Source organism: Akkermansia sp. (assembly GCF_020860705.1).
Taxonomy (GTDB): domain Bacteria; phylum Verrucomicrobiota; class Verrucomicrobiia; order Verrucomicrobiales; family Akkermansiaceae; genus Akkermansia.
The window spans coordinates 1-19,402 of sequence record NZ_JAJBTT010000048.1 but is presented as its reverse complement, the minus strand read 5'-3'; the positions used below and the strand labels follow the sequence as shown (position 1 = coordinate 19,402).

The 19,402-nt window shown below is 58.2% G+C and carries 6 protein-coding genes; all 6 read right to left on the bottom strand.

The features are described 5' to 3' along the window. Nucleotides 1–37: 37 nt before the first annotated feature. A complete protein-coding gene (locus LIO64_RS11210) occupies nucleotides 38–2,383 on the bottom strand; it encodes a glycoside hydrolase family 95-like protein (RefSeq protein ID WP_290549534.1) in 2,346 nt (781 codons plus the stop codon). 82 nt (nucleotides 2,384–2,465) lie between these two features. After that, nucleotides 2,466–3,749, bottom strand: coding sequence for a peptidase U32 family protein (locus tag LIO64_RS11205; protein WP_290549533.1), 1,284 nt, complete (start codon nucleotides 3,747–3,749; stop codon nucleotides 2,466–2,468). An 11-nt stretch (nucleotides 3,750–3,760) separates the two neighbouring features. After that, nucleotides 3,761–4,393 (bottom strand): lactate utilization protein, encoded by a 633-nt coding sequence (locus tag LIO64_RS11200; RefSeq protein ID WP_290549532.1) that lies wholly within the window; start codon nucleotides 4,391–4,393, stop codon nucleotides 3,761–3,763. Between the two features lie 59 nt (nucleotides 4,394–4,452). After that, the gene (gyrA, locus tag LIO64_RS11195; RefSeq protein ID WP_290549531.1) at nucleotides 4,453–7,074 is read right to left on the bottom strand and encodes a DNA gyrase subunit A; all 2,622 of its coding nucleotides are present in this window, start codon (nucleotides 7,072–7,074) and stop codon (nucleotides 4,453–4,455) included. 23 nt (nucleotides 7,075–7,097) lie between these two features. Next, nucleotides 7,098–9,656 carry a DNA topoisomerase (ATP-hydrolyzing) subunit B gene (gene gyrB / locus LIO64_RS11190; protein WP_290549530.1) on the bottom strand — a complete coding sequence of 853 codons (2,559 nt, stop codon included), beginning with the start codon at nucleotides 9,654–9,656 and terminating at the stop codon, nucleotides 7,098–7,100. Between the two features lie 485 nt (nucleotides 9,657–10,141). Next, nucleotides 10,142–19,318: an autotransporter-associated beta strand repeat-containing protein gene (locus tag LIO64_RS11185; protein ID WP_290549529.1), complete on the bottom strand. Its 9,177-nt coding sequence runs from the start codon at nucleotides 19,316–19,318 to the stop codon at nucleotides 10,142–10,144. Between the last annotated feature and the right edge of the window lie 84 nt (nucleotides 19,319–19,402).

The window sequence follows — 19,402 nt, the reverse complement described above, 5'->3', positions numbered from 1 at the left end:
ATTGCAGGAACAATCATTCTTTATCCGCCAGATCTACTTACGGAAGGCCAAACGTTTTTATAACGGAAGATATTTTCACAGGAGAAACCACAGGTTTGGCATCCGGCAGACAGAACAACAGCTCACTGCCTTTCGCTGGAGTTCCCACCCAGTCTCCATTCGCGTCTCTTTTCATAGCAGATGCAGCCGTTCCAGTAAGCCTGGCCTTTTCCCCAATGTCCATCCTCAGCCGCAACGGCTCTCCCGCCAGGCTCCTGACATGTATCCATCGGGTTGCGCCGTCGCGCCGCTCCGCACTGACCAGGAATGCTCCTTCCGCACGCAAATGATGGAAAGAAATGTCTTTCCACTCTCCGGGAACAGCGGCAAAGACATTCACCACGCCGTTCCAGCTTTGCAGAATCATGTCATGCAGGGAGGCCGCACCTGAAAGCGGCGTCTCAATCACTGGACTGCGCCCTTCCTTGTACAACGTATTCGGACGCAGATACCCCTTCAGGCCATTCAACATGTTCAACGCTTCATCCCCACGCAATAGCGTGGCGTACAAGCTGGCGCCTCCGGAAAAGGAATACCCCTGCAATCCCCCCTTGAATTTGTGCCAGTGACGAATAGACTTATCCGCCAATTCCGCTTCCTCCTTCCGGGACGTATCCACCAGATGAAGAGGATACACCATGAAAAGATGGGAATAATGGCGGTGGGATTTACTGAAAGGAACTCCGGTTCCCACCATATAACCGTTCTCATTCACCGGATAATCCGCCAAATCCCTAAGGATGGATTCCCACTTGGGAATTAGCGGATCCTTGATACCCAGCCTCTCCGTACTCCACAACAGGGTGCGGCATCCCCACCGCAACAGGGCCAGGTCATAATTGGCATCCGGCGCGGTTCCATATTCCGGGGACAGCGTAGGAGGCAGATGAAGCTTCCCGTCCTTCCCCTTTTCCAGAAAGTGGATGTAGTAATTGATGGAACGCCTCAAGAGGGGATAAACGTCCTCTTTCAAAAAAGCATCATTCATCGTCATCCGGTAATGGAGGAAAAGATTATGGCAAACCCACGGCAGGGACCCCACTTCCGAGGCCGCTCCGTCCCCGCTGCCGGGAATACCCGTGTCCTGGCGGCAGTCCGGCCCGGACGCACGTGGAAGCCCTGCGGAATCCTTCCGGTATTTGGGCAGTACGTTTTCAATCAGGTTTTTCCGGTATTTGCGGAGAGTGCCCGGCAAAGATTCGGCAATCTTCAACCGATTGCCCGTATAGCAGGGCCAATAGGTAAGCTGGACATTCAGGTTCCACCAGACGCCGGGCCATCCATTGGACGCCATCGCCATCCAGGGGCCCTGAAGATCCAGCACCGGACCGGACGGCCTCATACCGGAGCCAAGCTTGTAAACCTGAATCCAGTAAAAGGAATCCCAATACCCGTCCGGAAGAGATAAAAAGGATTCAGGATAATATTGATGCCACCAGTCCCGGTGAGTATCCGTCAATAATCCGGAGGGAGCGGCAGCTGCCTTCCTGACAGTGGCAACGGAACGTTTCAGGGCGCCATTGTCCGGATAACTGTGGTCAATACTGATGAAGAAGACCTTCTTCCCCTTTCCGGCTGAAACCCCGGTCCAAGCCGTGGAAATAACGCCTTTGGGACGGAGGGGAAGCTTCCAGACCTCCACGCCCTCCATGTTAACTCTATGGCCGTCAGGTCCTGTTACGGATTCAGGAGCCTCTTTGGATTTTCTATCAGGAGCAGCCAAAGCCCGGGGGCTGGTGTTCTTGAATGGCGTCCATTCCATTTCCGGAACAGCGCCGCCTGCGGCATCCTCCAGTTCCACAACCATCACAGGACGCAATGCATGCACATAGGCCCGCAGATTGAATCGACGTCCGTTTTTCGTGGTCACGGAACCCACAAGCTCCGCATTCCACAAATCCAGACGAAGATCCCAATTCTGAAGTTCATCCTTGAAATCCAGAGTAAAAAAACCGATCGGAACACGGTAGCGCTTGTAGCACCACTCACTCCCGTTACTCGGCTTATTCTGATCATTCAACATGGGAATATGGTCCTGCGCATCCATTCGGGCCACCTCCACACGGATCCTGCTCTTCTCACGGGAATCCCTCCCGGATGTTATGTTCATTCCGATGAAACCGTTGGCCAGAAAAGGGGCATTGTCCCAGCTTGTGGGAGCCTTTTTCCAAACCATGTCCCTGGACTTCATGAAGGAAGGCCAGTCAATTTCCGTTTTCACCATGCCGGACTCCTGCGCTCCCGCGACAGCAGACGCCAGAAGAGCGAAAAATGCCGCGGCAATAACCATAAAGCACCCCATTTGATAACGCCAGCAGGAGAAAATTTCTGATAGATGGTTCATGATGATGCAACGCCTGATGTTAATTTTACGTAATAATTAACGTAATACTTACAGGCTGTAATGCAAAAATCAAACCGCCTTGCTAACAGCCGGAGACGGCATCTTCCAGGGTCCGGGGGCGCAGCAGGTACACCTTGTCACGGCGGCGCACCTGTTCGGGAACCGCCAGATAGACGGTTTCCCCCTTTTGCGCGGCGTCCACGGGTTTCATTCCCGCCTCCGTCTCCTGCTGCATGGCCGTCACTTCCACACGGACGGCTCCCGTAGTGGGGCCTGCAATGAGGATGGACTGTCCCACGGACAAGCCGCCCGCTTCCAGATAAAGAGCTGCCACCCGGTTCTTTTTATAAAAATTGTCCACCCTGGCAATGTGGATTTTCAACAGAGAGGCACGGCTGTTGGCGGAGCCGCTCCATTCCCCCCATTTCACGCCCAGGTAATACCCTCCCTGCCAGAATCCCCGGTTGAATACGGATTCCAGCCGTTCCATCCATGCATCCGCCCTGTCCGCGGAAAAGGTTCCGTCCAGGCACGCCTGTGCGGCCTCCCGGTACACGGAGGTCACCGTTCTGACATAGTCGGAGGAACGCCCGCGCCCCTCCAGCTTCAGCACGGAGACTCCGGCGTCCAGAATCTGGTCCAGCACCGGAACGGTGCACAAATCCCGGGGAGACATCACGTATTTGTTATCTATCACCAGTTCATAACCCGTCTCCTCATCCGTCACGCGGTAGGCGCGGCGGCAGTTCTGGAAGCACGCGCCCCGGTTGGCGGAGGAGTTATAGGCTGCCAGGCTCATGTGGCATTTGCCGGACACGGCCACGCATAACGCCCCGTGGGCAAAGATTTCCACCCGCAGGAGTTCTCCGGAGGGCCCTCTTACATTCTCCCGCCGGATGCATTCAATGATGTGCCTGATCTGCGCCAGGGTCAGTTCCCGGGCCAGCACCACCACATCCGCGTATTGCGCGTAGAACCTGACGGAGGCCATGTTGCAGACATTGGCCTGCACGGACATGTGGATTTCCAGCCCGATGGAACGGGCATACGAGATCACCGCCAGGTCAGAGGCAATCACGGCGTCCACTCCAGCCTTCCGTGCGGCATCGCACAAGGCGTGCACCGCCTCCAGCTCCTCATCATACACGATGATGTTCAGCGTCAGGTAGGCCTTTGCCCCGGCTTCGTGGCAGCGGGCCACGATTTCCGGCAGGTCCTCTTCCGCAAAGTTCGCCGTAGCCCGGGAACGCATGTTCAGCTTCCCTACGCCAAAGTAGACGGAATCCGCCCCGCCCTGAAGCGCAGCGGCCAGGGATTCAAACGACCCCGCCGGGGCCATGATCTCTATCCGTGATTGAACGGGCATGGCAGAATGGCTCAAAGCCCTCCGGACTCCTCCATCAGGATGACGGCAATCCTTCCCTTGGGGAAACATTTGACGATGGACATATGGATGTTGCACAGGCGGTCCGGAGAATTGCAGTCCGCACAGGTCCCCGTATACATGCAGGGAGTCTTGAACCCCTCATGTCGTTTGGCGTTCAACGGAGCGATGCGGCGGATGCGGTCACGCGCCTCTTCCGGCGTAGCCACCAGCTTGTTGGCTCCGGCCAGCAAAATGACATGCCGGGGACCGAAGGCTACCGGAGCCACGCGGTTGCCCACCATGTCCACCCAGTGGAGGGTTCCCTTCATGCTGACGGCGTTAATGCCGGTCAGGAACAGGTCCGCCGTCATGCCGCGGCGGCGGATTTCCCATTTTTCCTCCCGGTCCATGTCCGGAACAAACCCGTCGTAAAACTGAATAGCCGGGTTGTCCTTCAGTTCGCCCAGAATTCCGGTGGCCTTCAAGGTCATGGAGTCCCCGTAGGAGGCGGACGCCGGATTGAGTTCCCGTATCAGGCCGCGCATCAGGTCCGCGGCTTCTTTCAGCCCCGGAACCACAAAGCTTCTGAATCCGCGCCGTTCCAGCCGTTCGGCGCACTTTTGGAGGGAGAGGGTTTCTTCCATAAAAAAGGAGAGGAAGAACCCCTCCCCGTCATAACGCCGGAGAGGGGTTCCGTTGAATGTTATTCTTCCGAAGAGGGTTCCGCTTCACCGGAGGCTTCTCCGGCTTCCACGTCTTCCCCTTCCTCCGGGGCATCCTCGTCTTCATCATCCGGAATGACGATGGAGATGTCCTGAATGGCTTCCCCGTCGTTCAGCGTCATGAGCTTCACTCCCTGGGTGGCGCGCCCCGTCTCACGGACCGTGGATACCTTGATGCGGACGGATTGCCCCGCCGTGGTCATCAGCATCAGCTCATCCTCCTCGGAAACGACCGTGGCGGATACCACCTTGCCGGTCTTGTCCGTGCAGTTCATGGTCTTGATGCCGGTGCCGCCGCGGCCCTGCGTGCGGTATTCGTCAAAGGAGGTTCGCTTGCCAAGACCGTTTTCAGAAGCCACCAGCAGGGTTTTCTGCGGGTCCACAATGGCTAGGGCTACCACATAGTCCCCCTCACGCGGACGGATGCCGCGCACGCCGATGGTGTTGCGGCCCTGCGTGCGGAGGGCTTCTTCCGGGAAGCGGATGCTCATGCCGTCATGGGTGACGAGCACGATTTCATTTTCCCCGGTGGTCAGTTCCGCATTCACCAGGCTGTTGCCTTCCTCCAGATTGATGGCGATGATGCCGGCCTTGCGGTAGTTGACAAAGTCGTTCAGGCTGGTTTTCTTCACCGTGCCGTCCCTCGTGGCGAAGACCACGTTGCCGCTGCCTTCCGCAAAAGTGATGTCCGTGCCCTTTTCATCCACCCGCCGTTCCAGGCGCAGGATGGCGGCAATGGCTTCTTCCGGCTGGAGGTCCAGCAGGTTCTTGATGTTGCGGCCCTGAGCGCTGCGGGCGGCCTCGTCAATTTCATACACGCGGTCCACGTACACGCGCCCGGTGTTCGTGAAGAACATCAGGTAGTCATGGTTCTGGGCGGCGAACAGGTGCTCGATGAAGTCCGCTTCCGTATCCTTCCTGGCCCCCTTCGTCGTGGCGGCCTTCACCCCCTTGCCTCCGCGGGCCTGCACGCGGTATTCCGCGGAGTTGGTGCGCTTGATATAGCCGCTGTGCGTGATGGTGACAATCATCGTATCGTTCGGGATCAGGTCTTCAATGGCCATGTCTCCGGAGAAGGGAATGATGCGGGTCACGCGCGGCGTGGCGTACTTGTCCTTGATCGCCATGAGCTCATCCTTCACGATGCCCAGCACGCGGGATTCATTCGCCAGGATGTCCAGATAATCCTTGATGCGGATCAGCAGCTCCGCGTATTCCCCGGAAATCTTGTCGTTTTCCAGAGCGGTGAGCTGGTACAGGCGCAAGTCCAGGATGGAGTTCACCTGGCGTTCCGTAAAGATGTAGCGGTCTCCCTGAACGGAAGCCTGGGAACGGATCAGGATGCCCAGGCTTTCCGCCGTCTGCGTGGAGAAGGTGTAGTTCTGGAGGCGTTCGCGGGCTTCCTCCCTGTTCCTGGAATCGCGGATGATGGTGATGAAGTCATCCATGTGGTGCAGGGCCAGCAGGAAGGCTTCCAGGCGTTCGGCGTCCTTCTCCGCATCTCCCAGCAGGTAGCGCGTGCGGCGCACGACCACCTCGCGCCGGTGCTCAATGTAGAAGTTGATGGCGTCCAGCATCGCGAGCGTCTTGGGGCGGTTGTCATGAATCGCCAGCATGTTCACCGCAAATGAGGTCTCCATGGAGGTCAGCTTGTAAAGCTGGTTCATGACCACCTGCGGGCGGGCGTCCCGCTTCAGCTCGATTTCAATGCAGGTCTTTTCATCGGAAAGGTCTCGGATGCCGGAAATATCCGTCAGGATCTTGTCCTTGTACAGTTCCGCAATGCGTTCCTGCAACGCGGCGCGGTTCACGCCGTACGGCACTTCACGGATGATGAGGAGGTCCTTGCCGGATTCCGTCATCTCCATGTCTATCTTGCCGCGGATGCGCACGGAGCCGCGCCCGGTACGGAAGTAGTTGTCAATGCCGGAAAAGCCCAGCACGTCGCCTCCGGTCGGGAAGTCCGGTCCCTTGATGTACTGGCGCAGTTCATCCACCCCCATGTGGGGATTGTCAATCACGGCGCAAATGCCGTCCACCACTTCCCCCAGATTGTGCGGAGGCATGTTGGTGGCCATCCCCACGGCAATACCCGTGCCGCCGTTTACCAGCAGGTTCGGGAAGGCGGAGGGAAAAACGGTGGGTTCCGTGTGCTCGTTGTCATACGTGGGAACGAAGTCCACCGTATCCTTGTCCAGGTCAGCCATCAGGGCCACCCCCATGCCGGAAAGCTTGGCTTCCGTATATCGGGCGGCGGCGGGCGGATCCCCGTCCGGCGTACCGAAGTTGCCCTGGCCGATGACGAGGATGTCCCGCATGGACCAGTCCTGCGCCATGTTCACCAGGGTGCCGTAAATGGCGGCGTCCCCGTGCGGGTGGTAGTTACCCATGGTGTCACCCACGATCTTGGAGCATTTGCGGGTCTTGCCGCCGGGGGACAGGTTCAGTTCCTTCATGGCGTACAGGATACGCCGCTGGGAGGGCTTGAGGCCGTCTCTCACGTCCGGCAGGGCGCGGGAGATGATGACGGACATGGAGTAGTCCAGGAAAGAAGTGGACAGCTCGCTGGCTACGTCCACCGGTTTGATTCTATTGTTTTCCATGGTGCTGAAAGAAAGTAAGGGGATTAAATGTCAAGGTTGCGGACGTTGAGCGCGTGGTCCACGATGTAGTTCTTGCGGGGCTCCACCACGTCTCCCATCAGGATCGTGAACATCTCGTCGGCCCTTACGGCATTGTCGTCATTCAGGATGACGCGGAGCAGCTCGCGCCGTTCCGGATCCATTGTCGTCTTGAACAGGTCCTTGGCGTCCATTTCACCCAAGCCTTTGAATCGTGTGATTTCCACGCCGCGCTTGCCGATGGCGATGACGGATTCCAGAATATCCATCACGGAGAACAGAGGCGTTATCTTTTCCTTGTCTCCTTCACCTTCCACCAGTTCAAACAGGGGCGTATCCAGGGACACGATCATGTTCCCCGGAATGCCCAGTTCCTCCAGCCGCGCGAGGGCCCGCGTGATGGCCTTGGCCTCATGCAGCTCATGCGTGACGGAACGGCGGCTGGGCCCTTCCCGGTCAGGCAGGGGGTTTTCCAGCAGTTCCTCTTCCGAGGGCATGCCGAAGATGAGCAGATCCCTGTTTTCTTCGGAAAAAGCGGTCAGGGCTTCGATGTCGTGGAAGAAGAGGATTTCCTCTTCATTGCCGCTGCGCACCTTCACCAGAAATTCCGGGAAATCCCCGTTCGCCTCCCGGTGGCTGAGCAGGTCCTCCAGGGAACCGCCCTGCGCCTGCATGGATTCCGTGTAGCGCTGGAGGTTGATCAGTGTTTCCAGAATGGAGGCAAGCTCTTCGGAAGAGAAGGAACGGGAACCGTCCGTGAAACGAAGAGTCACGTCATTGACGGCCAGTTCAATCAGTTTGCGGTTCAGCGCCACGTCGTCCTGCACGTACTCCTCCTTCTTCCTGCGGATGATGCGGTACAGGGGGGCCTGGGCGATGTACAGGTACCCGGCGCGCACCAGCTGCGGCATGTGGCGGCAGAAGAAGGTAAGAAGCAGGGTGCGGATGTGGGCGCCGTCCACGTCGGCATCAGTCATGATGATGATTTTGTGGTAGCGCACCCGGTCCAGCTTGAAGGAGGCGTCATCATCCCCATCCCCGATCCCGGCGCCGATGGCCGTGATCATGTTCTGAATTTCCTTGCTTCCCAGGGCTTTGTCCAGACGGGCCTTTTCCACGTTCAGCACCTTCCCGCGCAGAGGCAGGATGGCCTGTGTGCGGCGGTCGCGCCCCATCTTGGCGGAGCCGCCGGCGGAGTCACCTTCCACAATGAACAACTCGCACTTGGCGGGATCCCGGTCGGAACAGTCCGCCAGCTTGCCGGGAAGACCGCCGATGGAGAGGGCGCTCTTGCGGACCGTTTCGCGCGCCTTGCGGGCGGCTTCACGGGCGCGGGCAGCCGTGATGCTCTTTTCAATGATCTTCTTGGCCATCCCCGGATTTTCCTCAAAGTACGTCTTGATCTCTTCGTACACCACGTTGCCCACCACGCCTTCAATCTCCGTATTCACCAGCTTGTCCTTCGTCTGGGAGGAGAAGCGCGGGTTGGGCATCTTGACGGAAATGACCGCCACCAGGCCTTCACGCACGTCCTCGCCGCTCAGGGAGGGTTCCTTTTCCTTAAGCAGGCCGTTCGTCTTCGCGTAACCGTTGATCACGCGCGTCAGCGCGCCGCGGAAGCCGGAAAGGTGCGTTCCTCCGTCACCGTTGTAAATGGAGTTGGCAAAGCAGAGGATATTCGTCTCATACGTATTGTTGTACTGGAACACCACGTCCACCAGCACGTCGTCCTCCATCTTCTTGCCGTCATACTCCACTTCCACCTTGCGGACGCCGGAAATGGCAATAGGTTCTTCATTGATTACTTCCTTGTTCGTGCCCAGCTGGCGCACGAACTCCACAATGCCTTCCTTATAGAAAAACGTTTCCCGGCGCACGGGGGCTTCCCGCTCGTCAATCAGCTCAATCACCAGGCCGGGGTTCAGGAAGGCCAGTTCGCGCAGGCGCGTCGTCAGGCGGTCAAACTTGAACTCCGTGGTATCCGTAAAAATGGTGGCATCCGGGAAAAACGTAATCGTGGTGCCCGTGATTTCACAGGCGCACGCCCCCACCGCGCGGAGGGGTTCAATGGTCTTGCCGCGTTCAAACTTGATCTGGTAGCGCTTGCCGTCGCGGCGCACCTCCGCCTTGAACCAGTCGGACAGGGCGTTCACGCACTTGGCGCCCACCCCGTGCAAACCGCCGGAGTATTTGTAGGCGCCCTGGCCGAACTTGCCGCCCGCGTGCAGATTGGTCAGCACCAGTTCCACGGCGGGAATGCCGAACTTCGGGTGGATATCCACGGGAATGCCGCGCCCGTTGTCTACAATGGAAATGGAACCGTCCACATGGATCACAATGTCAATCTTGCTGCAATAGCCGGCCAGATGCTCGTCAATGGAGTTGTCCAGCACTTCAAACACGCAGTGGTGCAGGCCTCTCTCGTCAGGGTCCCCGATGTACATGCCGGGGCGCTTCCGCACGGCCTCCAGGCCTTCCAATTTATCAATCTGCGCGGCGCCGTATTCATGCTGCGCCGTCGTGGAAACGGTGGTCTCAACAACCTCGTTGGTATCTTCGGACATAACTGAAATATACTACGCTTATCTTAATTTTTTGCAAGACTAATATTAAAGAGCGCGTGCGCGCGCGTAGGGGCTACCTCCGGAAAAAGCCGTCATAATCGCATAAAAAAGGCCCTATTGCTCGTCTTCCGGACTTTTCCGTCATCACATAGCGGAAAAGGCCTGCGGAAGTATTCTGTGCGTTTTTATAGGATGGCGAGCGAGAGGGAGAGTTGAGAGGGGAATGGACCCAGGAGCTGGCTAACCCCATTTTCTGCCCTTCTGCCCTTCTGCCCTTCTGCCCTTCTGCCCTTCTGCCCTTCTGCCCTGCTCACCCTGTCCAGAATGTCCAGAATGTCCATTCCGTCCATTATTTCGCGCGGAAGGACGTCTGCGGAGGTCCTTCACGCAACAGGGCCGTTCCGGCTCTTGCCCGGAACGGCCCTGATTAGGCTGGGAGAGTTGGGCTTTTACACTCCTCTCTCCTCTCTTAACCCTTAACTCTCTTAGAAGTCATACCGGTACCCTACACTTCCGTTGAGCGAGTTGGCCCCGTTGCGGATGTCCGCGTTCCCGTTCACGAAGATTGTTCCCTTCGTTCCCACAGGCACGCTCAGCCCTGCTCCGATCTGCAGTGCCGTCGTTCCCACCTTGGCCCCGCGCACGCTTTGCATGAAGCCGGAGTTGCCCAGCAATGCCACATTGGTTTCTCCGCGGCGGTCGCCCATGTCCTGGGCCGCATTCACACGGAACTCCGCCAGCGCTTCACGTCCAAAGACGTTGCTGCCTACCAGTCCCATCCACCGGCCGCCCAGCGCCACTGTTCCCGTCGTCCATTCCTGCTTGCCTACATTCAGTCCCGCATTTCCCGCTCCCGTTTCCGTGTAGCCGTCCATGCTCGTTTTCACGATGGAGGCATTGAACAACGGTTGCAGTACGCTGCTCTTGTCTTCGTTGAGGTAGATGTCATAGGTCAGCTCATACATCGCTCCGAATCCCCACCCGTTGGTGTCTCCCTGCGTGCTGTAGCTGCCTTCCCCGTAGTTGACCGTACGGTTGAGTTTGGCGTCGTTCCAGCCTCCCGTCAGGATCAGCGTGTGCGCCCAGCGCTTGCTCTGGTAGCGCCCGAAGAGGTTGGCGTAGTAGCTGTCCAGGTGGCCGTCGGCGGAGTCCGCCGCGCTGGCCGTCAGGTCACCGTAGTTGGCCGTGAAGGCCGCTCCCATGGTGAAGTGGTTGCTGATGTCCACATCCATGCCCACGGTACCGCCCCAGGTAGTGAGCTGGTAGCCGCTTTCATCCCCCTTGGTGTCCAGCTTGGCGTAGGACCCCGTGCCTTCCATCCACATGTGGAAGTAGGGCATGTCTTCGTTGACGTAGGAGGGGTTGACGCCCATCAGCGTAGTGCGGTTGCGGATCCAGCCCATTTGTTCGCGCAGGGCGTCGCGCTGGGCCATGCCCAGCGCGTTTACCGTGCTGCCCGCTACGGCCGCCATCACCCGCTTCGCTTCCGAGGGGTTGGAAGACGTCAGGGCGCCCACGGCGTCATCCACCTTCTTGAGGATAGAATCCGCAGCAAGATTGCCGGGCAGATTCCAGAGGAGTTCCGCACCAGCCCTGGAGTTGGCCGTATCCGCCAGCCGGGCGTATTTATTGTCCCTGGACGCCGTAGCCATCAGAACGAGGTTGCCGTTTTTCATCACCAGGTACGCATCATTTTCAAATTTCTTGAAAGCGGAGGAGGAATCCAGCAGGATAGCCAGTCTGTCGCTTCCACCCAGATCGATGGTTCCATCCGCATGCATGAGCGTGTAACTGCCGTCTGCACCCAGCGTCAGTTCATTCTTGCCGGTGGAGCTGAGGGTTATTTCCGCTCCCTGGCTGATGCTGATGTTTCCGGTCACGCTGATGATGGGTCCGGCGTAGTCTGTGTTGAAGGTGAGGTTCGTGCTGGAACCGTCGCCCAGCGTCAGGCTGCTGAGGGTAAGAGCCGTATTGGCCCTCGGATCATCCACCATGCCGCCCATCCGGATATTAAGGCGTCCCGTGTTGTTGATTGCCCAGTTGCTGCCGGCGGCAGTGATGACGTTTTCAAGCGTCTGCCCCGCATTGCCGGAGATATTGAGCTGCCCGCGGCCTTCCAGTGTACCGCTGAAGACGGAGCCGCTTCCAGAATTGCCGGTATTGACGGCCAAAGCGCCGCCATTGCTCTTCAGGGTTCCCTGCCCGCTGATGCCGGCAACAGCGTTGCCGGAGGTCGAGCCAAGATCAAGCGTTCCCGTGGAATCGCCGTCCTTTACCAGGTCCAGCAGTACACCTCCCCTGAGGGAAGCCGTTCCGGAAAGAGCCAGCGTATCGTGAAGGGCAAGCGTGCCGCTGCCCTGGATGGTGCTGGAGGAAAGGCTGCTGGCATTGTTGAGGGTGAGGGTGGCCCCGCTGCCGATGTTCAGGTCCGCTCCTTCACCGCTGTCCGTCAGGTCGCCCATGACGGTATTCCGGTTGACGTCCAGAACCACGCCTTCCGCCGTGCCTGCCAGCACCACATGATTGAAGCTGCTGCCATCACCGTTCAGGGTGAGGGTGCCGCCTTCCATGCGGAGAGTGTCCGTCACAAAGGAGCCGTTAACCGTGAGCTTGCCCGTGTTCTGTTTGATAAAAGTGACTCCGTTTTCCCCGACGATGTTGCCGCCCATGATGGAGTCCGCCCCGGCGTAATTATCCGGTGCGGGCAGTCCCGTTTCCAGGCGTTCATTATTGAGGATGACAACGGCGTTGCCTCCGTCCGCATTGGTGTTTTCCACGTTCAGCGTGCTTCCCGTGGCTCCCAGCAGGTTATTGATGACCGCGCCGTCACCGTCGGTATCGCCGGGAGCTCCCGCCAACTGGACGGTGAGCGTCTTATCCTGGGCGATCACCACGCCGGAGTACATGCCCAGCGTGCCGTAGTTCGTGACCGTATCGGGATCGGAGGTGGCGGAGCCGTCCACCATGTAAAGGCCGCTGACCTGTCCGCTGAGGACCAGGCTGCCGCCGTCGGTGCCCGTCACGCGGATTCCGTAGTTGGAAAGGATCTTGCTGAACTGGATGTCCCCCGGATTGGCGCATTCCAGCTTTCCGGTCGTCAGCGTCAGCCAGCTTTCCACCCCGGCTTCCTTGTGGGCGACGAGGGTGTTCACAATGGCGTCAATGTCAAGATTGACCGTGGCGGAATCATTGATGACAAGCCTGCCGGCTCCCTGGTCAATGATGGCCGTTCCGGCCGCGCCCTGATTGACGTTGTCCGCACCCAGGGTAAGGTTCAGCGTTTCCGTAGCTCCCGTACCCACCGTAATATCTCCGGCGACGTTGGTGAGCTTGCCGCCGGCAGCCAGCGTAATGCCTTTCAGCATGTCGCCATTGGCGCCTCCCAGGTTGATGGTGGCGGCGGAGTCCACAACGATGGCCGCCGTGGCGCCTTCTCCCCGCGTCAGGGCGGAGGTCAGCGTTCCGTTAACGATTTTCAGCGTTCCCGCTCCGTTCAGCACGGTACCGGCCCACTGGCCGGCCTTGTCCGCCGTGCCAAGCTGAACCACGGCCCCGGCATTCGTGATGCCGAGGGCTCCCGTAGCGGTATTGGCCTGATCCAGGATCAGGGTGCCCGTGCCTGCATGCGTCAGGTTGGAGTTGCCCTGCACCAGCGCATTCAGCACCAGTTCCGCGTTGTTGTAATTGACATTGTACTGTGCGGCCAGTCCGGCGTCCGCAGACCCCGTGTTGCCCGCCAGAACGGCGCCGTTTCCAAAGATGGCATTCCCCGCACCTGTGACGCTCGCTCCGCCGTTGCCGAAGTTCCAGACCTGGCGGTTGTTATTGGCGGAGGTTTCATTGGTGGACAGGGTTCCCGAAAAATCCTTGAGGGAGCCTAGGAAGATATTGGTCATCCGCACGTTCGTGGCCATGCCCCATGTGCCTGACCCGGAAAGATTCCCGGAGAAGGTGTACGTGGCACCGGAGGAACCGTTCTGCACCGTGCCGTGGGTAGCGCCAATTTCAAAGTTGGCTGCCGTCGTGCCTGCGGAGAAGTGGAAGCCTTTGCCGTCAATGAAAATGGTGCCGCCTCCCAGCGTATTTCCTGCTCCGAAAGCCGCCCAGTTGGCATTGGTACTCATATTTTCCCCGTTGCCAACCAGTTCCAGACGGCCGGTAAAGTTGGTATTGCCGGTATTGGAGATGTTGACCTGCCCTGTGGTGTCCGCCGTCCCGATAGTGATGGTACCCGTTCCGTTGAGCTGGGCATGCAGGTTGACGGTTCCACCGGAAAGAGCCAGCGTAGCGCCTTCACTTACGCGGACAATGGTGGAATTATTCGGATTCACGCCGATGGTCGCGCCGCCCGTGAAGGCAAGCGTTCCCTCTTCCACAGTGAGGTGGGCCAGGGTATTCCCGGAATATCCCAGCGCCAGCGTGCCGTCTCCCGTCTTGGTCAGCGTAGTGCCCGCGCCCATGACGTCAGCCGTCAGGCCGGCCCAGGAAACGGTATCCCCCGCTCCAAGCACGGAAACGTTCAGGGCGCCTCCGTCCCCAACCTTGACACGGCTGGAAATATCATACCCCGTCACATCCGTACCGTCGGCAGAATCCGCATAGGCCAGCGTCCCGCCGTTGAACGTAATGTCCCCAGCCGTCCCCAGCGCACCATCCGCGCCAATGGTAAGAGTGCCGCCGTTGAGCACCGTGCCGCCGGTATAGGTATTCGCCAGGTTCAGAGTGACATCGGCCGTTCCGTTCACGGTGAGCGTGGTGGGAGCCACGGAGTCCGCAATAGAGCCCGGGTTGCCAGGATCACTAATCAGCGTGTAAGTGCCGCTGTTGAAGATGACGCTCTTGGGCGTCACGGTACCGGAGACCTTCACTTGACCCGCTTCCGCAGCGGAGAAGTAGATTTCCTGGTCATTCAGCGTGTCCACCCCTGTCAGCTTGGTGTTCCAGCCGTCAATGCTGGTGTTGATCCACTTGCGGTCCGTTCCGCCGTTCCAGACAAAACCGTTGTCTCCGCTGACGTCCACGACTTTCAGCACGAGCTGGTTGTTTTCCACCACGACGGAGTATTCAAAGCCTTCCCGGGTGATGTCCGGCGTCCAGGTGAAGGAATCCGTGGTCAGGCTTCCCGCCGCAGCCCACTGGGCCAGGACGTAGTTGGACGCTTCCAGTTCGCCATAGTTGTTAATGGTCAGCGTGCAGTTGGCATCCGTCAGAGCCAGGGTGCCCGCCTGGATATTGATGATCGGGCCGCTTGCCACGACTCCGGTCATGTCAAAGGTCAGCGTAGCGCCGCTATTCAGCGTCAGGGCGGCAGCCGTGGTCATTCTGGCTCCCGCACCCATGGAGATGCTGCCCAGGGTCATGGCATTCGCATTCGTAAATGCCAGTGTGCCGGCCTGGACGTTCGTCAGGCCCGTGTAGGTATTCTGCCCGGAGAGAGTCAGCGTGCCGGAACCGGCTTTCGTCAAACCGCCGGCGCCGGAAAGAACGCCGCCAAGGGTGATGTTGGTAGAAGCCTGGTCATTGTATGATTTGGTTCCTGCATCGTATTGGCGGGTATCAACCGTCACATTGCCGGTAAGATTCATGTTATAGGCGGAGGACCAGCCTTCCGCCGCCGTCGTCCCCAGCGTGCCGGAATTCATGTTCAGGACAATGGTATTGACATTTCCGGACGCAGTCATGCCTCCCGCGCCGAGAAGCAAGGAACCGCCATTCAGATTAATGGTGGCACCCTTGGCGGCGGCTCCGGCCCAATTCTGACCCAGATCCAGCGTCTGGGCCAGGACCATGCCGCCTTCATCAATGTTCATGATACCCTTCCCGTCCCGGGAAACCCGCAAGGTGCCGGTGATGTTCATCACGGCGTCTTTCCTGATATTGAGCGTGGTTGTTCCATTCTCCTGGTAACGGCCGATAAAACTTCCAGCGGTTACGGAAGCGCCGGAACCCAGCGTCCAGGTACATGCCGTATTTGTAGTAGCCAGCAGCCTGTATTCTCCTGTAATATCCACGTTTCCATTCAGGACATTCGTCCCCACGGCAGACAACAGCGTACCAGCGCCGGTGATCGTATTCCCATAGGTTCCGGCGGAAAGCGTCAGAGTGGTTCCCGCACCCACATCATATTTGACTCCTGTCAGTGCAGCCGTCGTCGTGCCGGAGGCATTGCCGCTCAGCTTCAGCGTACCTGTGGAAGTGGCATCGAGGCGCGTGCCCAGACCGTTCCACGTACCCGTGGTCAGCTCCAGAATGGAATTGCCCTGAAGGAAAACCGTGCTGGTTCCCAACGCGCCGGCATTGCCGACAACGAGCTTGCTGCCATTATACAACACGGTGTTTCCGGCATAGGAGTTGGCATTGTTGATGGTCAGGGAAGCTCCATCCAGAAGGTTCAGCGTCGTTTCCCCCGTAATGGAGCCGCCACCTGCAAAAACGAAATCCGTTCCCACGACATTGATTTTTCCCGGCGCGACATTCCCGACGATCGTCACATTCTTGTTCACGCCGTCACCATCGAAAAAATACACGGTCTGTCCATCGGCGTAAGCCGTGGGAGTGCCGTCGAGATCCCAGGCGGTATTGGAGCTTTCCGTATTCCAGTCGCCGCTCTTCCATTTCAGCAGGCCGTCCTTGTCGGACAGGGAGACGTACAGCGTATCATTGCTGACCGTGAATGTAGCCTTGTACAATTCAGCTGCGGAGCCACCGAGCGTGAACATGGACGTATCCGTCATACCCGTTCCGTGCAGAAGGGCATATTCCGTATTGGCGGTGACGGAGGAAAGACCTATCTGGAGAGCCGTAGCGCCGGTGCCTGCCACGGAGTTGACGGTCAAGGCCGCGGTATCCGTGCTCAGGGCTCCAAAACTCAGGGAGCCACCGTTCAGGGTCAAAGCCGCCGCCAGGGTAGCGGTGCCCCCGTCAAGATTGATGGTTCCCAGCGTAGAACCGGCATCCAGGGAATAACCGTCTCCGGAAGTCACGGCAACAGTCAGGCCGCCGTTGATCAGCAGGGTTCCCTGCCCGATGACGCTGGAATCCTTCACAGTCAGCGCTCCTTCCCTCAATTCCACCGTGCCTGTGAAACCGGGAACAGCGGCGGTTTCCCCTTCCGCGGGAACAGGGACCTTGGCAGCTCCATTGAGCACCAGGGTGCCGGCACCGATCTTCGTAAGCTTGCCGCTGCCGGTCAGGCCGGTATTAAAGGTAATGGTTCTTTCGGTTGTCTTGTCCCCTGCGTCCAGGGTATCCACGTAACTGCCGTCGGAAGCCACCAGCTCGATATAGGAAGGCGTGAATTCGTTATTGTACGTCACGGACCAGTCGGCCGTGGCGCCCAGCGTTCCCATGCCAAGTATAATTTCACTGCCGCTGGCAAAGTTAACGATATTGCTGCCAAAGTTGACGCGGGCCGTTCCGGCCATTGCACTGCCCAATTGGAACTTCCCGCGGAATACGCCGTTGCCGCTGGCCCAGAAATCCAGGCCGCTCAGATTGGCGGTGCCGCTGGATGCAAGGAAGGTCCCCACTCCGTTATACCCAAGGTTCAGCATAGCGGAGCTGGTGAGCCCCCCCCCGTTAAGAGTAAGAGTACTGCCGTTGTCTACAATGAAGCTGCGGCCGGTTCCGTGGTCGTCGTTAGTGCCCGTGACATTCAACTCGGCGCCAGTGTTGATGGAAAGGGACCCGTTCGTAAGGAGCCGCACGTTTGTAGCATTGACGACAGAACCGGAATTAACCTCAATGGAACTGCTCGCCCAGTTGCTTGACATGCTGAGGGTTCCAATGGTGGCCTGCGAATTGGTGAAGGTGAAGCCCCCGATGCAGTAATTGGCGGCCAGGCCGCCCAGGTTAACCGTATTATTCAGGAAGGTTACACGGGGACCGTAGCCGCCGGAAGCCTGGTCCAGCTGCATGGAACCTGCATAGTCAACGTTGCCGGAGATATTCAGGTTGAGGTTTTCAGTGCGCCGGAAAGTGATTGAACTATTCTGAGTAACGTCCGCTCCGCCTACGATGTCGGAGGCGATCGTAACTGTATCCGCGGCATTGTGGTTCATCAGGACGTACATGCCGCCTTCAACGATGATGCGGTCGGAAGGACGAATCGTTCCCGCTCCGGGGCGAATGATGAAATTGGCACCGTTACCGATATGCAGGGTTGCTCCGTTGAGCGTGTCCGCCGCAGGCTGGCTGGCCGTATTGGCGGCGTAATTGCCATATACGGTGATGTCCTTCAACGTGGATTCAGGAGAGAGGGTGACGCTCCCGTCCGTATTGCCGAGCCAGACGGAGAGGGAGGAATTCGTGCCGCCCATGACAGTGGAAGAGAAGGACTCCATGAGATGCGTGGCGTCTCCCAGCGTCAGGGAAGCGTCGTTCCCCAGCGTAAAAATATTGCCTGTGCCGAAGGTGATGGAAGAAGCGATCGCAGCCGTCTTCCCTTCGGAAACGAGGATGCCCGCATTATTGCCGAGCGTAAAGGTTCCTCCCGTGATGGAGGCGTCCCCAAGAGTAAGTGTCGCCTGGCTTCCGAGTGAAAGGGCACCTGCCTGGAGGGAATCCCCGGTTCCCATGTTCAAGGTGTAATTCGTCCCGTCCTGGAACGTCACGGTACCGGCGATAATGTTGCCGGTCAAAGCAATAGTTTTAACCCCTTCCGCAGCGGTGAAAATAACGGAATCATTGTTCACGAAGGAAGTATCCGTTTTGCCGCCGTCTCCACTCTTGTACCAGCCCGTTCCGGTGTTGTTCCAGGTACCCGTAGTGGAATTCCAGACAAGCGTTTCCGTATTGTAGCCTGTTCCCTGATACTGTACAGACATGCCGGAGCCATTGGACACAAGCACGAAATTGCCGGCTCCCAGCTGGTCGGCGGAATCGACCTTCGTCAATGCCTCATAGGAGTCCTCCCCGGTTTGCTTCCAAATAAGAAGGGAATCCAGGGAATTACCTAGATCAGCCCCGGTAGACATGAAATAGCGGGTCAGCAGCGCATCGTCAACCAGCTCGCGATTGGTAACCGTCAGCGCTTCCATGGCACCCGCAACCACTACCTCTACATTCCATGTCCGGTCATTCTTGGTCACTGTGGTCGTATTTGACAGATTGATCATCCCATCAAGTCCGATGTGCCAGTAATGGCTGCCAGCACCAGTCCCATTGTCGAAGTTGAGATTGCCTCCCGGAGTGGTCAGATTCAGCGTGCCGTCCACATAAATATTAGCATGTCCTTCCGCTTCCGTGTTCTTGATCTGGTTGCCGAAGGAAGTGGAGAGGATGGACCCGGAACCTACGTAGATATTCCCGCCCCATTGTCCCAGGCTAACGGACACATTGCTGTTCCCCGTCACGGAGACGCCACCGTCATCCGAAGTATCGGGAGGAGTGCCCGTAACCGTGACGTCTACATCATTAAAAATCAAATGCGGCCCCTTATTCCCCTGGCGGGATGGAGCAGCGCCCCCTTCCCAGTTGGCCGCCGTATTTACGGCATCGCCTTCCCCTGCCCCCGTCCACGTGAAAACAGGTCCGCCAAAGACAGGAGCCTGCCAGAAATCAGCGGAAGTAGCCGCTTGTGCAGAAAAGGAAGAGAATCCGACAAAAGAAACCAGGGAGGCGATAAGAGCGGAACGCAAAGGAAGAGGAAGATGAAGTCTCATATTAACAATAATGTTGTCCCCAGTAATAACCGGATTACGAATCCGTTGGCAAGACTATTTTTCTTAAAGGCTCTCCATGAATAC

Bases quoted from the DNA above. Each gene is read 5' to 3' on its own strand.
- LIO64_RS11210 (WP_290549534.1), bottom strand. From the start codon at position 2,383: ATGAACCATCTATCAGAAATTTTCTCCTGCTGGCGTTATCAAATGGGG.
- LIO64_RS11205 (WP_290549533.1), bottom strand. From the start codon at position 3,749: ATGCCCGTTCAATCACGGATAGAGATCATGGCCCCGGCGGGGTCGTTT.
- LIO64_RS11200 (WP_290549532.1), bottom strand. From the start codon at position 4,393: ATGGAAGAAACCCTCTCCCTCCAAAAGTGCGCCGAACGGCTGGAACGG.
- gyrA (WP_290549531.1), bottom strand. From the start codon at position 7,074: ATGGAAAACAATAGAATCAAACCGGTGGACGTAGCCAGCGAGCTGTCC.
- gyrB (WP_290549530.1), bottom strand. From the start codon at position 9,656: ATGTCCGAAGATACCAACGAGGTTGTTGAGACCACCGTTTCCACGACG.
- LIO64_RS11185 (WP_290549529.1), bottom strand. From the start codon at position 19,318: ATGAGACTTCATCTTCCTCTTCCTTTGCGTTCCGCTCTTATCGCCTCC.